This window comes from Mariniplasma anaerobium, assembly GCF_016865445.1.
Classification (GTDB): Bacteria; Bacillota_I; Bacilli_A; order Acholeplasmatales; family Acholeplasmataceae; genus Mariniplasma; species Mariniplasma anaerobium.
This window is the reverse complement of the sequence record NZ_AP024412.1, coordinates 1,094,562-1,109,886: the sequence shown is the minus strand read 5'-3', so window position 1 is coordinate 1,109,886 and position 15,325 is coordinate 1,094,562. Positions and strand designations below refer to the sequence as shown.

The window sequence follows — 15,325 nt, the reverse complement described above, 5'->3', positions numbered from 1 at the left end:
AGATGAATCTATCTAGAATTGAATATTATTTTTCTGATTTTCTATCGCTTATGGAAAATGAAGAAGGTCAAAGAGAAATCAAATTGATTAATCTGAAGCTTAACAGAAAAGAAGAAGATGAAGAAGTTGAATATCTTGCATTAAACGATGGACATACACTTAAAGTTCCATCTAATGTATGGTTTATAGGTACAGCCAATCGTGATGAATCTACATTTGTTATCTCTGATAAAGTCTATGATCGTGCACACACGATGAACTTTACAAAACGTGCACCTAAAGTGCGCAGTTTTTCAGATCCTATATCTAAACAATATTATGATTATGAAATTATCAATGAATTATTTGTTACAGCTAAACAAAATGGTAGCTTTGATGCTGAAAATAGTGAATTGATAAAGAGTATTGAAATATTACTAGCACCTTTTAATATTTCGTTTGGTAATCGTATATTAAAACAAATTGAAGATTTTGTTAATATCTATAAAGAGTGTTTTCCAAATGAAGATGTTGAATCAGAAGCGATTGAAAAGATATTATTAAGTAAAGTGGTTGCTAAACTTGAAGTGAAGACCATTGATGATAAAGAAAAACTTGAGATGGAATTTGAAAGATTGAATTTGAGTCTTTGTGCAGAATTTATTAAACGTCTTGATGATGAGTAAGATGACTAAAAAAACAGATCAAGTAAAGATAGAGGAGTATAATCGCTTATCTTCAATGCTAGAAAACGTTCAAGATTTTCAAAAAAAGCATCCAACTGTAACCTATATTGAATTTGATTACTATGTTGTTCATGATATGATCTTATTTTCAATTGATCCTGACTTTGATTTTGAAAAGTTAGATAGTATGATTCATCATGTCAAAAGATCAACACCTGCAATCAAGAGAATATTTAATAAACCAATTATTATTTTAAAAGATAGTGAAGAGGTATTACCTGTAGAAAATGCACGTGTGATTAATCAAAACACATTGTTGCATTTGGCCAACCATGGCCAATATGTGTCTAATATTACTAGAAGGGGTGTAAAGCCTAGAAAACTACTGACAAGAATCTATGAAGATGAATATGGCATTTATGAAAATGTAATTTTTTGTAACTATATAGATGATATCCTTTTAATGATTAGAAAAAATAGACGTACATTAAATAATTTATTATATGCTAGTAATTCTATGAAATTTAATTTACTGGAAAAAGGAAATCATGTTAACTATTTCCTTGCTTTAGGAAAATTACATACAGGATATATTAGAGATTTTAATCAATATTTTAACTTGTCTAAAGAGATGCTGCATCAATTATCACTCATCAGCAAAGCAATCAATCCAAGATTAGGTAAACCTATATATAAAAAGAATAAAAATAGAAATAAAAAGTTAACCCTTAAAAAGACTAACATCTTTTTGATGCAAAAAGATTATCGTATGGTGTATAAGACATATAAGCTGTTATTAAGTAATCAATATAAGCTAGAAGATAAAAAAGAAGAAGTTGATTTTGATTTAATGATCAATAACTATTTGACTTATGTAAGAATCTTAACTGTATTTGCTACTGGACATTTTAATTTTGAAGTTGATCCACTACATAAAATTAATATGAGTTCACTTGATATCAGCTTTGAGTTTAAAGATTGGAAATTGGATATCTTTAATAACAACAAAAAAGAAATATTGATGTATTTCACAAAAGATAAATCTTATCGAATCATGTTAACAACTAATGTCTATAATAGTAAGACACTTAATAATTATAAGAAGATTTATGACCTTAATGAAGTGGTTGTATTAAATCCATTTGATGAAAATTATTTGGAAAGACATGATGTCTATATCAATATGCAAGATATTGATTCATTTAGACGGATACAACAAATCATACTTAAAGGTATGATTTATTCAGATACCTTAAGAGAAGTGTGTCCTTTCTGTGGAGGAAAGCTTCACAAGGATAAATATAAAGATTTTTATCAATGTAATACATGTATGACTGAAATACATGAAGGTAAATGTGAAGAAACGAAGAAAACTTTTTTCTATACAGATAACTCACAATTAAAAACACATTCGATCCATAAAGTTGATTTTAAGGATGAGGATTACTGGTATTATCAGAAGCAAGTCGAATCGTTGATGTATTTTAGAAATATTACTAAGATCAATCATAAGGGTGAAATTATTTGTCCACATTGTCATAAAACCTATGAAAAATAATTCTATCTTATGTGACAAAAATTCTTTTAATATAAGAAAAAATGTCACAAAATAAAACGTTTGTGATATAATGATGCTGTAGTGAAGGAGGTATCATGAAAAAGAAGAAAATAATTGATCAATTATATGATCATATTGAAAAAAAATATGAATTTAGTGAACCATTTCTTTTAAAAGAAGTATATGATACTTTTCCTGATGTTAATCAGGGTACAATTAGAGAATCAATTAGAAGATTACACGAACAAGAAAAATTGGTAAAATCTAAAAATGGTGTATATGGATTGCCAAATCCAAATAGACTTTTAAAGACGGCTGTACTGAATTCAGAAGACGCTGTAAATAGAAAGTATATTAAGAACGAAGATAACGATATAATTGGATATAGAAGCGGATTTTATATGGCAAATGCATTAAGATTAACTACACAAACATCTAGTGATTTAGTTATATATTCTAATAAGGTATCAAAGAAGAAAAGAACAATTATGGTGAAAAACATTAGAGTGGTTATTAATCAAGCAAGGGTTAAAGTTACAAGCCATAATTATAAGCTGCTTCAAGTTTTAGATCTATTAATCAATTTTAAGAAATTCAGTGAATATTCACTCAGTGATTCAAAAGAGATTATTGGCAATTATCTAAATGAGTTAAACTTATCAAATGAAGAGATTGAAAATATTGTAGATGAATATCCAAAGGATGCACAAATACAGTTTTACAAATTGGGAGGGACTCATGCATTTACACACAAATAAAGCGGATTTTAGAGAACTTATAATTGCTACTGCATCAAATACACCAGGACTTCAAAATCATCAAATAGAAAAAGATTATTATGTATCATTATTCTTAAAAGAGTTATCTAAACTTGAAAACAATGTGGACATTGTATTTAAAGGCGGGACATCATTATCAAAATGCTATAATGTGATTGATAGATTTTCAGAAGATATTGATTTAACGATTAATTTTCCAAATGCTAAAGCAGGTCGAGGTTTAAGAAAAAGATTGAAAGACAATATTATCGCTACTATTGATAAACTTGGAATGAAATTTCTAAATCCTGATGAGGTTCAATCGGATAGAGATTTTAATCATTATGAAATTGAATTTGAAAGATTATTTGAATCTACACCTGAGATGATACCGCATATTAAAATCGAAACAATATCAGTTTATAAACCGTACCCTTGTATAAAGAAAAATGTTAGTAACTATATAACGAAACACCTATTAGATCTAGAAGAAGGGCCGAATTTAATCAAAAAGTATAATTTAGAGACATTTAAAACGAGTATTCAATCAATAGATAGAACATTTATAGATAAGTTGTTCGCTTTGTGTGACTATCATTTAGAAGGAACTTATGAAAGGTATTCAAGACATATTTATGATATTCACATGATTTGGAACAGTGGGTTGTTAGATAAAAAAGTAGTTGCAGATATAACTGATGAAGTCTTGTCTGATAGACAACACTTTTCCGATCGCAATCCATCATCAAAACCTGGTTCAAAACCTAAAGAAATATTACAAGAAATCATTGATAAACAAGTATTTGAATCAGACTTTAACGAAGTCACTTTAGGATTTATATATAAAAAAGTTAGTTATGAGAAGTGTATTCTTACGTTGAAGGCAGTATTAAAAACTGAATTAATTCCTGATGAAATAAGACAATATTAGATAACAGCATAGAAAATAAAAAGATGCTTTATATGGGGAGTATATATTGACCAAAAACGATTAGCTTGAACATATATAAACGTATCCATAAATACAATCAAAACGTAAAAAAAAATAAAAATACTTCTCTATATTGAGGTATTTTTTTAATGCTGGTTTTCTAGGATTTATTTAATTGTTACAAAGAAAAGAAGATAATATTTAAGAATAAAATGCTAATATATTAGCAATATATTGACATAATCATATAAAAGTGTTAATATATTAGTAATATGAAAAATAAATTTGATATAGGTGATTTTGTCCCTACCATAACAGTACAGTCTATAAAATATGACATTGTAAAAAGAGTAAAACAAAGAAGAAAGGAGTTTGGCATTACACAAAAAGAGCTCAGTAAGCGCTCAGGTGTAAGTTATGGCTCAATTAGAAGATTTGAAACCAATGGTGATATTTCTCTACATGCATTGTTAGCTATAAGTTCTGTATTAGATTGTTTAGAGGATTTTAATGAAATATTTAAAAATCCAATTGTAAAGGATATTAGAAGATGAACATTGATATTAAACGATTAGTTGTTAAGTATAATCATAAAGTGGTTGGGTATTTAGAAACTTTATCAAATCAAACAATTGCTTTTCAATATGATAAAAATTGGGTAGAAAACGGATTTTCTATATCCCCTTTTCACCTGCCTTTAACCGATAAAGTATACATTTCAAAATCAGAACATTTTAATGGACTCTTTGGTGTCTTTTTTGATTCATTACCTGATGGATGGGGAGAATTATTGATGAGAAGAATGCTTGCTAAAAAAGGCATAAATTTTGATAAAATATCAGCATTAACAAAATTATCACTAATCAATGATAACGGCTTAGGGGCTCTAACATATGAACCAACTCAAAGTGAAAAAAATATAGGAAAATATTCTGATTTAGACACTTTAGCAACAGAGATTAAACAAATTTTTGAAAATTCTGCTACAAAAAATAATTTTGATGAAATTTATGAACTTGGTGGAGCCAGTGGTGGTGCAAGACCTAAAGTACATATCACTATGGATGAAGAAGATTGGATTGTCAAATTTTCTTCTTCAATTGATCCAAAAGGCATTGGGAAATTAGAATATCAAGCCAATTTATTGGCTTTAAAAGCTAAAATCAATGTAAATCAATGTAAATTGTTTCCTTCAAAAAATCATAGTGGGTATTTTGGCGCAAAGCGATTTGATAAAATTGGCAAAAAACGCATCCATATGATTAGTTTATCTGCTTTATTAGAAACCACACCTAAAATACCAAATCTAGATTATTCACATTTATTTCAAGTTATTCAAAAAATATGTATAGATCAAGATGATCTGTATGAGGCATATAAACGTATGTGTTTTAATGTGCTTTATGAAAACAAAGATGATCATGGTAAAAATACAGCGTTTTTATATGATGACAATAAGGGTGGCTATAAGTTATCGCCATTTTATGATATTACGCAAACTAAACATAAATTTGAACATGAGATGACAGTTTTAGGAAATGGAAAACCAACTGAGACAGATTTAATTGATATTGCGAAATTGTTTAATCTATCACTTAAAAAAATTCAAATGATTATTAAAGAGATCAAAGAAACAATTTCTAATGAAGCATAGATTAAATATATGATTAGCGTAAGATATTCATGACTATTTTATTGATTATATATATTGAAATGAGGAAATTCATATGCATATTTCTTGTACAAAGAAGTTATTAGATTTTCTAAAACCTGAAGTCATTGAAAAAGATACTGATAATGATCTATTTGCTTGGCATGCAAATTTCATAAATATCAATCGAAAAAAATTACTAATCTTAATGAATGATTTAACTCGGTTTTGCATCGTTTTCTATGGAGTAAAGAAGAGCGATTTTAAAGATCCAATTTTTATGTTACAAAAAGCAATTATAATTGCTATGGGTACTGAAGGATATGATCAGCAGACTGTAATGAAATATGTGAATCAAATCAAAGAAGTAACTTATAGCAAAACAAAAAATAGAACTCTAGTCGCTCAATTAAATAGAGCAGTTGAGGATTCATGGTGGATTTGTGAAGATAGACTTTATAATCAATTGTTTCAACCTGACATCGCAAATAGTTTAAATAATGCTTTTGTTGGAACAAATCATTGGAAAGAAGTTCATCAACCGGTTGTAAAAATGAAAGAATATTTAGAAATGCTTTAGTTCTATTATTCTTAATATAGAATTCTATCTTGATAATATTTAAAGAATTAGTATATACAAAAGTAGAAGGTATGCTGGTTTTAGACTGGCAGTATTTCGGGTATTCAAAGATGAATAACTATAGAAAAACTCAAGTTAGTTGAAAACTTGAGTTTGTTTTAATATGTTTTTGTATTAAAGAAAGCTAACCATATATATAGGTAAATAGTAGATGTTATCTTTAATTGCTAAATCTTTTGTATGCAACAAAAAACTTTGACCAATTCGAGATTTAAATTTAGATTTAAATTTATTTAAAGAGGATGTTTTGTAACGCTTACTTGATTTTACTTCTATTGGAGCTATTTTACTTGGGTTATAAGGGTCATTAATTAAGAAGTCGATTTCCATTGTGTTTTGACTGTTTTCTTGATCGATTCTAGAATAAAAATACAACTTCTTGTTGTTGACTCTAAGAGCTTGAGCAACAATATTTTCAAACAACATACCATGGTTCGCCTCTAGTTGATCTGATACAATTTTTTCTGCAATTTTTATATGCATTTTACTTGTTGAATCATATGCATGACTAATGAGCAAACCTGTGTCAGCCATGTAGAGTTTTAAAGTAAGTCTGTCTTTATATAAAGCAAGTCCAACTTGAGGATCATCTGCATTAAAACAAGCATTTGTAAGCATCGCTTCATCTAACCACATAAATGCATCTTCATACTCTCGAAAACGTGCATCTTTAGATATAGATGCTAGCTTAAATTTTTTCTCGTGTTTTGAAAGTTGAGCTGGTATTTCATCAAATATTTGTAAAACTTTTGATTCATATCCCTTTGCATATTTAGCGATATCATTTCTATAAAGCCTTAGAATGTCTCTTTTTACTTGATCCACTTTGGTGTAATCATTTGAATGAATGAATTCTAGTACTGCTTGAGGCATCCCGCCAACCAGCAAATATTGTCTATAGAGTTTCATAACTTGTGAGTGAATTGGGCCAAGTGGTTTTAAATCGACAAAATGTTTTTTTATAATTGAGAAGAGTTGTATATGTCCAGTCGCCATGCAAAATTCTTCGAAATCCAGAGGGTGCATAATCATAGTCCTTTCTTCAGAAGGGATGAGGATGTCTTTAACATTTTGCTTTATCGATAATAAAGATCCAGTTTCAATATAATCATAACGATTATCTTTTACCAAGTGCTTGATTAATTGTCTAGCTTTAGGAAACAATTGGACTTCATCAAAAATGATGAGTGTATCTCGATGATGTAGAGTTGTATTTGTTAAAGTTGATATAAAGAAAAAGAAGTCATCAAGAGAAGAAGCATACTTTGTAAACAAAGATTTCATTTCATTAGAAGCTATACTGAAATCTATTAGTACATATGACTTGTATTCATTTTTTGCAAATTCAAGAGCTGTTGTCGTTTTACCAACACGTCTTGCTCCCTCTATTAATAGGGCGGTTTTTCCATTTTCTTTTTTCCATTCGATTAAAGTACTATATAATTTTCTTTTTAGTTCCATAAAATTACCTCTTTAATTATATTATACACGAAAATGGAAATAATAAAAGGTATAAAATCACGAAAATAGAGTTAATTAATTATTAATAATCACGAAAATAGAAATAACAGGAATCTAATTCCAACTTTATATTAATTGGTTTAAATGGTAAAATAACATTACAAGAGTATTGCAAATAGTGAAGAAGGTGAGAATTTGATAACGATTAAAGAATTAAGTGAAATAATCGATATAGCACAAGATACAGTTTATGACCAAAATCTGTATTATGACAAGTTACATCAAACTCTTATAGTTCAAATTGATGATTATGCAATGGATGATTACGAGGATAATAATGATGATTTGTTGTTGATTCGTGTAGAACCGTTTGCTAAAGACATGTTTCTTGAGTTTTTTGAGACAATCGCAAATCCAAATGTGCGAGATATGTTTGTAGAACAATTTCATGGATCTAAAAAATATCGAAAAGTCAAAGATTTGCTGCCTAGATATCATTTATTAGAATCATTTTATAAATTTAAGGATCAGTATCAATTAGGAATCACAAAGATGTGGTGTGTTGAGAATAACATAGATTATATCGATAAAGACGGTAAAGAAGTAATCATCGAAGCGGGGAAAAGAGAATGATTATGTTGTCTGAAAAAGACCACTTAATGCTAGAAGCTAAATCTCAGAAAGAATTATTAGATGTTCTCAAACTTGTTTGCAGAAAGAATGACAATGCAGTTGAATTATTGCATAACATATTGCATGAAAAGAAAACGAATTCAAAAAGAACATTGAATAAGATCTTCAGGGTGTTGGAGGATAAAAACTTCTGAATATACAAATGTCTATATGCATGTAAAGCATTTTATGGAAACAAGTATTTCTGATGAAGAAGAAATTGTTACTACTTATAAGGAGTTGTGATATTATGGCAAAGATATATCAGTTTTACGTAGAGTTAAGAGATTCCAGTCCTAAAATTTGGAGGACTATTCAAGTGCGTCAAAGAATGACGGTTGCAGAGTTTGTATATATACTGCTTCCTTTGTTTGAGATGCAAGCAAGTCATCTATTCAAAGTCAATGTTCCTGTAGGAAAAATGCAAGTAGAGAAAAATAAAAAAGTATCAGGAGATGCATTTGATGAAAAAGCATTTCTGAAGGAACATCCTGAACTTCCTAAGATAAGATATCGATATGAACTACTCGATATGATTGATGACTTTTCTAAAAGAGAAAATGATATCATATTTAATGTCACTAAAGAATCATTGAAATATGCAATTTCTGAGATTGGTGAAAGAATGGAATTATGGTATGATTTCGGGGATGATTGGTTTATTGACATTAAACTTAAGGATATATTTGATACAGATGATTCAAATATGTCACCAATTGTATTAGAAGGAGAAGGTTTTGGTATAATTGAAGACTGTGGTGGTGTTTGGAGATTAAATGATATCATCAAAGCATTTAAGAGTAAGAAATCCAAATCATTTCAAGAATATAGAGATTGGTTAGGCATCGAAGATTTTAATTTTTCATTGTTTGAAAAAGATGAAATGAATGAAAGGTTGCAAGTGATTCCACAAATCTATAAGCGCTGTTACGAAGAGAAAAAAGCACTTACAGATCAAGAAATCAAATATATTGAAAGAAAAATATAAACAAGTAAAAGACTTCAAGGACAGGTATTATTGTTATGGGGGTTCACAAATCTTAAACAACATGATGAAATAATAGTGAAACATGCTTCAGTGAAACATAATTCAGTAATGTTTTGTTAGATGTGGAGGTGCAATATGGTGTTTTTGGGTAGAGATAAGAATTAAAGTTATTAGAAAATACATATAGTTCAGATACATTTGAATTAGGTATTATTCATGGTGGATTTGTGAAGACAGACTTTATAATCAATTGTTTCAACCTGATATCGCAAATAGTTTAAATAATGCTTTTGTTGGAACAAATCATTGGAAAGAAGTTCATCAACCGGTTGTAAAAATGAAAGAATATTTAGAAATGCTTTTGTGATATTGATTTTACCATCGGTATAGCAAGTGAAAGAATGCAGTGGCTGATTTGCTACTGCATTTTTCATTTCTTTTGTAATAGATTAACCGTGTAATTTCACAAAATATAATAAAATAGTAAAATTGCATTGAAAATATTGTATTGCATCTTGAAAATATTTAGAGAATTAGTGTATACACAAAAGTTATTGGAAACTATAGTGGTATAATTTTTTGAAATTTTAAATGTAAAAAGTGAAATGCTATCATTGTTTATGTAACACAAATGTGTTCCAATATACACATGATATCATGAATAAAAATGCACATATCAATGTGAGTGTTGAAGAAAAAACCAAAGAAGAAGTCGATGAAATTCTAGATTCATTAGGCATTAACATGTCTACAGCAATTGATTTATATTTAAATCAGATTAGATTAAAAAAAGGGATACCTTTTGAAGTTAAAATACCTAAAAACAATATACATAATAAGACAAAAGATCTAGCAGAAGCGTTAAACTTAACTGGTGGGAAAACATTTCCTAAAAAGTTTAATAAAATTATTTCACTTTATGCACGAGGCGATATTGATTATGATGTAGCAATATATGCGATAAAAAAGGAATATTCCAATGTCTGATCCGTATGTGCATATAAAAATAAACCATATCCATTAAGTATCAAAAGATAAAAGATCTTAATATGGAAAATTACTCATATAATTACCACGGTGACCCATTAGTTTGGACTGTCGGTTGCATAGTCATGGCTATGAAACGTTATGAAATCAAGGATGTATTTTTAGTTAAATGCAGCAAAAAGGGTAGGAAATTCCTACCCTTTAGCTTAGATATGAGTTTTTTTGTTGTTTGTCATAGCAACTTTTATTTCTTATGTTTACATTAGAATGATGCTCCACTTTATTTCTACATCATATTGTCCAGCGGATTTATAAGCACCTGTGGTTTGAAAAGCACCTGTATGCAGTGGCGGATTCGTTACTGCATTTTTCATTGATTCCGGAGTGAGTTCTTTATTAGATATATTAATGAATGCAATGTATCTATCATAATCTTCAATAAGGAACCCTTCAAAGATGTCATTCACATTCTCTGGCGTTAAAGCTTCAGTTGGATATTTCAGTTCGTTGATATGTTTTTTTATGTTTTGTGCATGACTAAAGTGTTCTTCAATGGAGTTGTATTCATCTTCTAATGCCGTATAATTCATACTTTCCTGAATGATAAGCGTTTCTAGCTCATAAAGCATCATTCGATCCTTTTTATCTTTTGTAGCTTTTCGTTCTAACTTGTAATATTGTCTCATATAATCTTCAAGTACTTTTTCTTGTTTACTTAGTTTCTTTGACAGTTTCTGTTTAGAGAGTATGTCATCAACCTGGGCGTCAAATAATGCTTCCATACGGCCAAATTTTCGCGACAGTGCGTTTAAAGTACGGAAGAGGACCTTTGATGCGTGTTTAGCATAAAAACCAGGGACCTGCGATTTACAGAAATAAGGTGTAGGTTCACTACCTTCATCATCTACAACCCCTTTTTGTTTGCGTTGCAAGTAAGCTTCGTGTCGAACAGAATATGCGAACTTTTCATAATTACTGTAGTCTGCTTTTTGAGTCTTTGCCCTTTTTTCTCTTTGCTGTTTAAACATTGATTGGACTTTATTATAGGTTTCTATATCAATGATCGGTTCATGGTGATTATTGATGATGTATTTAGGTTGTTCTCCATTGTTGATAACAACCTTTTTTTCTCGTCCATCGATTTTAGTAAAGCTTTTACCATAGGTTACTTTACCAATGTATTTTTCATTGCATAAGATATTTCGTATTTGTTGATAATTATCGAATCCCTTATCCTTACTTGTTTTAAAACCCTGGTCTTGTAAGTAAATAAGGATCTCATTTATTTTTTTACCTTCAAGATACATTTGATAGATACTTCGAACAGCTTTTGCTTGAGCTTCATTAATAACGAATTTTCTATCTTTGGTGATGTCATATCCAAATGTAGGGTATATATGAACTTTTCCATTTTTTGCACGACTTCTGTGTCCCCAGCGTATATTCGATGATATTTGTTGAGACTCTGCTTCAGCAAGCCCTGCCATCATGGTAAGAATCATATCAATGGTACTGTCTGATGAATATAGGTTTTCTTTTTCAAAGAAGAACTCAACGCCTAGTTTTCTTGTTTCTCTGATAACGTTTAACGCATCAATCGTATTTCTCGCAAAGCGTGATAACGATTTAACTAACACAAGATCAATATGTCCAGCATATGCTTTTTTTAATAACGCTTGTAAACCATCTCGTTTGATCATTGAGGTGCCACTTTTTCCATGGTCATAATAAATCCCAGCAAAAATATAATCTGGGTTGAAAATGATTTCTTTAGCATAGTGCCTAACTTGAAGATCTAAAGATGATTCTTGCATTTCTTGTTTGGTGGATACTCGAGCATACGCTGCGACCCGTTTAATAATATGTTTATGTCCTCTTGATTGATTGGATTCAATAACTTTAATGTCCTTCATATTTAATTACCTCATAGGTTACTGTATTATTTGTTGTCTCATCATAATATTTGCCCTTTATGAAGGGCTTGCATTTGTTAATAATATCTATTTTTTCATGTAAATCATCGATAATTGAAAACGTGTCATCTAAGATATATTTTAGGTGATTTTTGCCATCGACAAGAATCATTCCAAAGAAGCTCTTGATGATGCGTTTATCTTCATAGTTGGATTCAATAAAGTTCGTTAACGCATATAATCGTCTTCTAGTTAGTAGTTCTCGGTTGATTTCATTTCTAAGATTTACGATGTCAATTTCACATTGTTCTAGTTCACCTTCGATTTCACTGTAGATTCTGTCGTATTCCTCATCAGACATTCCTGAACGAATTTTACTTCTAACGTGTTTTTTGAGTTCATTGGCTAGATCAATACTTTTTTCTTTGAGTTTTTTCAATGGTTCATGAGAATTAATTTGTTGTAGTGATTTTTCCATAAAAGCAAAAAGCGATTGTTGCATCTCTTCTGTCTTGGTTAGCTCTTTGATGAGATGGAGTGTTGCACGTTCTACTAACGGCTCATGAATAGAAGGATTATCACAGTTATGCGGATTGTTTCTATCGGTATGACATTTCAGCATGCTTTTTTTGAATGTCGTTCCTGAGTTGTGCATTTTAGAACGGTACATGCGTTTGCATCTACTACAGTAGACAAGTCCTTTGATAGGTTTTTGGGCGAGATGCTTGAATCGCTCCTTGTTATCATTGGCTAAGATGATGTCTCTTGCATGAATCATCGTTTGCACGATATCAAAAGTTTCTCTGTCAATGATGGCATCATGATTATCTTTGATATAGTATTTTGTTGCATGTCCATCATTGGCAATTGTTTTATGAGAAAGATAATCAACTGTTACGGTTTTTTGAAGCATTAAATCTCCAGCATATTTCTCATTTCGTAAAATCTCTTTTACAGTATCAGAATACCAAGTGACTACACCTCGACCATTCTTATATCCTTTTTCAGTTAAGTGTCTAGCAAGTTTGCTAATACCCATACCATTTAAATATTGATTGAAGATGTATTTAACGGTTATTGCTTGTTCCTGGTTAATGATTAATTGACCTTCATCATCTTTGTCGTATCCTAAGAAATGGGTTGTGGTCATCATTAACTGACCTTGTGCAAAGCGTTTGCGAAATCCCCATTTGGTATTCTCGCTGATGTTTCTGGATTCCTCTTGGGCAATCGAAGACATGATGGTTAAGATGAAATCAATCTTTGGATCAGCACTACTGATGTTTTCTTTTTCAAAGTAGATCTCAACTTTGATTTCTCGCATTTCTTTAATCACGGTAAGCATGTCTACTGTGTTTCTCGCAAGCCGTGAGATTGATTTGGTGATAATCATATCAATGTCACCATTTCTTGCAGCATCTAGCATTTTTTGCATGCCAATTCGCTTCTTCATATTAGTTCCTGTTATGCCTTCATCAGAAAACATACCTGCGAATTCCCATTCCGGATTGTTTTTAATCCGTTCTGTGAATTCTTTGATTTGGACTTGATAACTGTTTAACTGATCGGTTTCATCAGTCGATACACGAGCGTAAGCAGCAACTTTCCTTTTGACGTTTATTTCATTTGTTTTTTCATCTTTATACTGAATCTTTGGTTCAATGACTTCTACATATGTGTTCATTGGTGAAAACCTCCTTTTGTTACTGTGTATATTACCTCTAAGAAGTTATTTATCAAGTCTATAGTCCAATCTAAAGGGACCTATTTCAATAAATACAAAAAAAACGAGATATATCCTCTAAATTAAGAGAGAACATGTCCCGTTTTCGATTTTCACCAACGTTAGTATATCATAGCTTATTGAAGAATAAAACCATCCTTAGATGGCATTAATGCAAATTCATCAATATTTTCATCAAAAATATATTTGTGTACAACACCATCGATCATATTTTTAAATTTTCGATAGTTCATACAGCGTACTATTTTACCATCATAATACATGACGGTTTTGTTTGGTAGGTCTTTAACTAGCTTTGCTTTAGTGAAAAATTGTTTTGTTTCAGTTGTTTTAAAGTGTGGATTAATATGGAAGTTTTTCTCATAGTCGTAATCAGGATGTGATTCCTTATCAACAGAGATCAGATAGATTCTTTCTTTGTAGTTAACATCAATCATTTCTTTGCCCTTCATTTGAACAAGCAACCTTGTTCCCATTGGAAGGTTTAGTGTTAAATCATCTGCAGTCAGTAAATAGTATAAGTAATCATATTTATCTGTATGGATATTTCGTTCATAACTATAGGCAAATTTAACAATAGGTTTTTCAATCTTTGATTCGTGATTTACATATGAGTAGTTCAGCATATCAATATTTGAATACATATAATACGTTTTCTCTTCATCAAACAAATCAGGTAATGTACAGCGATATAAATTGGATAAATCTAACAGATAGGATACGGGAGCATCTCGCTCACCAATCTCATAATTTCGGATGGATGAGATACTATATTTATTACCCAATAGTGTAACTAAGAAACCTTGTGTATACCCAGCTCTTTCTCTCATCACTCTTCCAATTTTTGGATATTTATTTTTCATTATTTTACCTCCTATAGTTGGCAAAGATAAAAATATTATACATTAAATGTTAATGATTTGGCTAATAATTATTTTTATATAATTTTAAAATCATTACATATGGAGTGAAATAAAGTATATATTTTAAATTTACCAAATTTATCACGCAACAAATTCTCATTGAATAGAATAGGTTGTTCTTATGAATTGCATATGCATAGATATGAAAATTACAAGATTTATAGGTCCAAACCATGTTGACTTCACTTTGCCATATGTAGCATGATTTTGGTATAAATATTTTCTCAAAGAAAATTATAAATGTATTGATAGAATTGGCTTATGCAAAGAGTCATTCTCGTGCTATGAGGTTGGAGAAATCCAATCAAACTTATAAAATACTTCGATATTTCACCAAGACGATTTTCACCAAAATTACGTCCCGTGTGTGGAATGTCACATACTGTGTTCAAGGTTGTGTTTGATGGTGTTTATATATCATCAACAATAAGTTT

The 15,325-nt window shown here is 30.0% G+C and carries 14 protein-coding genes; 10 read left to right on the top strand and 4 right to left on the bottom strand.

Going from position 1 to position 15,325, the window contains the following annotated elements; genetic code table 11:
* Window positions 1–2 precede the first annotated feature (2 nt).
* The 7 genes from MPAN_RS05300 to MPAN_RS05270 all read left to right on the top strand — a co-directional run bounded on the left by MPAN_RS05300 (window position 3) and on the right by MPAN_RS05270 (window position 6,143).
* Window positions 3–665, top strand: coding sequence for a hypothetical protein (locus MPAN_RS05300; RefSeq protein WP_176239618.1), 663 nt, complete (start codon window positions 3–5; stop codon window positions 663–665).
* Window positions 631–2,223 (top strand): hypothetical protein, encoded by a 1,593-nt coding sequence (locus MPAN_RS05295; protein WP_176239617.1) that lies wholly within the window; start codon window positions 631–633, stop codon window positions 2,221–2,223. Before MPAN_RS05300 ends, MPAN_RS05295 begins: the two co-directional genes overlap by 35 nt.
* A 95-nt stretch (window positions 2,224–2,318) precedes the next feature.
* Window positions 2,319–2,981, top strand: coding sequence for a hypothetical protein (locus MPAN_RS05290; RefSeq protein ID WP_176239616.1), 663 nt, complete (start codon window positions 2,319–2,321; stop codon window positions 2,979–2,981).
* Window positions 2,962–3,912: a nucleotidyl transferase AbiEii/AbiGii toxin family protein gene (locus MPAN_RS05285; protein ID WP_176239615.1), complete on the top strand. Its 951-nt coding sequence runs from the start codon at window positions 2,962–2,964 to the stop codon at window positions 3,910–3,912. Before MPAN_RS05290 ends, MPAN_RS05285 begins: the two co-directional genes overlap by 20 nt.
* A gap of 272 nt (window positions 3,913–4,184) precedes the next feature.
* A complete protein-coding gene (locus MPAN_RS05280; protein ID WP_176239614.1) occupies window positions 4,185–4,466 on the top strand; it encodes a helix-turn-helix domain-containing protein in 282 nt (93 codons plus the stop codon).
* Complete coding sequence (locus tag MPAN_RS05275; protein ID WP_176239613.1) at window positions 4,463–5,566, top strand: type II toxin-antitoxin system HipA family toxin; 1,104 nt, start codon at window positions 4,463–4,465, stop codon at window positions 5,564–5,566. The genes MPAN_RS05280 and MPAN_RS05275 overlap by 4 nt, the downstream gene beginning before the upstream one ends.
* 73 nt (window positions 5,567–5,639) lie before the next feature.
* On the top strand, window positions 5,640–6,143 hold the full coding sequence (locus tag MPAN_RS05270) for a DUF6933 domain-containing protein (protein WP_176239612.1): 504 nt from the start codon (window positions 5,640–5,642) through the stop codon (window positions 6,141–6,143).
* Between the two features lie 174 nt (window positions 6,144–6,317).
* On the opposite strand, the gene MPAN_RS05265 is transcribed toward MPAN_RS05270, so the two are convergent.
* Window positions 6,318–7,664 (bottom strand): ATP-binding protein, encoded by a 1,347-nt coding sequence (locus tag MPAN_RS05265; RefSeq protein ID WP_176239611.1) that lies wholly within the window; start codon window positions 7,662–7,664, stop codon window positions 6,318–6,320.
* Between the two features lie 195 nt (window positions 7,665–7,859).
* Between MPAN_RS05265 and MPAN_RS05260 the strand changes: the two genes are divergently transcribed.
* The 3 genes from MPAN_RS05260 to MPAN_RS05250 all read left to right on the top strand — a co-directional run bounded on the left by MPAN_RS05260 (window position 7,860) and on the right by MPAN_RS05250 (window position 10,311).
* A complete protein-coding gene (locus MPAN_RS05260) occupies window positions 7,860–8,297 on the top strand; it encodes a hypothetical protein (protein ID WP_176239610.1) in 438 nt (145 codons plus the stop codon).
* 289 nt (window positions 8,298–8,586) lie between these two features.
* A complete protein-coding gene (locus MPAN_RS05255; RefSeq protein WP_176239609.1) occupies window positions 8,587–9,324 on the top strand; it encodes a plasmid pRiA4b ORF-3 family protein in 738 nt (245 codons plus the stop codon).
* A 657-nt stretch (window positions 9,325–9,981) separates the two neighbouring features.
* Window positions 9,982–10,311 (top strand): type II toxin-antitoxin system RelB/DinJ family antitoxin, encoded by a 330-nt coding sequence (locus MPAN_RS05250; protein ID WP_176239608.1) that lies wholly within the window; start codon window positions 9,982–9,984, stop codon window positions 10,309–10,311.
* A gap of 257 nt (window positions 10,312–10,568) precedes the next feature.
* Here the strand turns inward: MPAN_RS05250 and MPAN_RS05245 are convergent, their stop codons facing one another.
* The 3 genes from MPAN_RS05245 to MPAN_RS05235 form a co-directional block, all read right to left on the bottom strand.
* A complete protein-coding gene (locus tag MPAN_RS05245; protein WP_176239607.1) occupies window positions 10,569–12,224 on the bottom strand; it encodes a recombinase family protein in 1,656 nt (551 codons plus the stop codon).
* Window positions 12,211–13,908, bottom strand: a complete 1,698-nt coding sequence (locus tag MPAN_RS05240) for a recombinase family protein (RefSeq protein ID WP_176239606.1) — start codon at window positions 13,906–13,908, stop codon at window positions 12,211–12,213. Before MPAN_RS05240 ends, MPAN_RS05245 begins: the two co-directional genes overlap by 14 nt.
* Window positions 13,909–14,084: 176 nt before the next feature.
* Entirely contained in the window at window positions 14,085–14,831 is a 747-nt protein-coding gene (locus MPAN_RS05235; protein ID WP_176239605.1) for a helix-turn-helix domain-containing protein, read from the bottom strand.
* Window positions 14,832–15,325 lie beyond the last annotated feature (494 nt).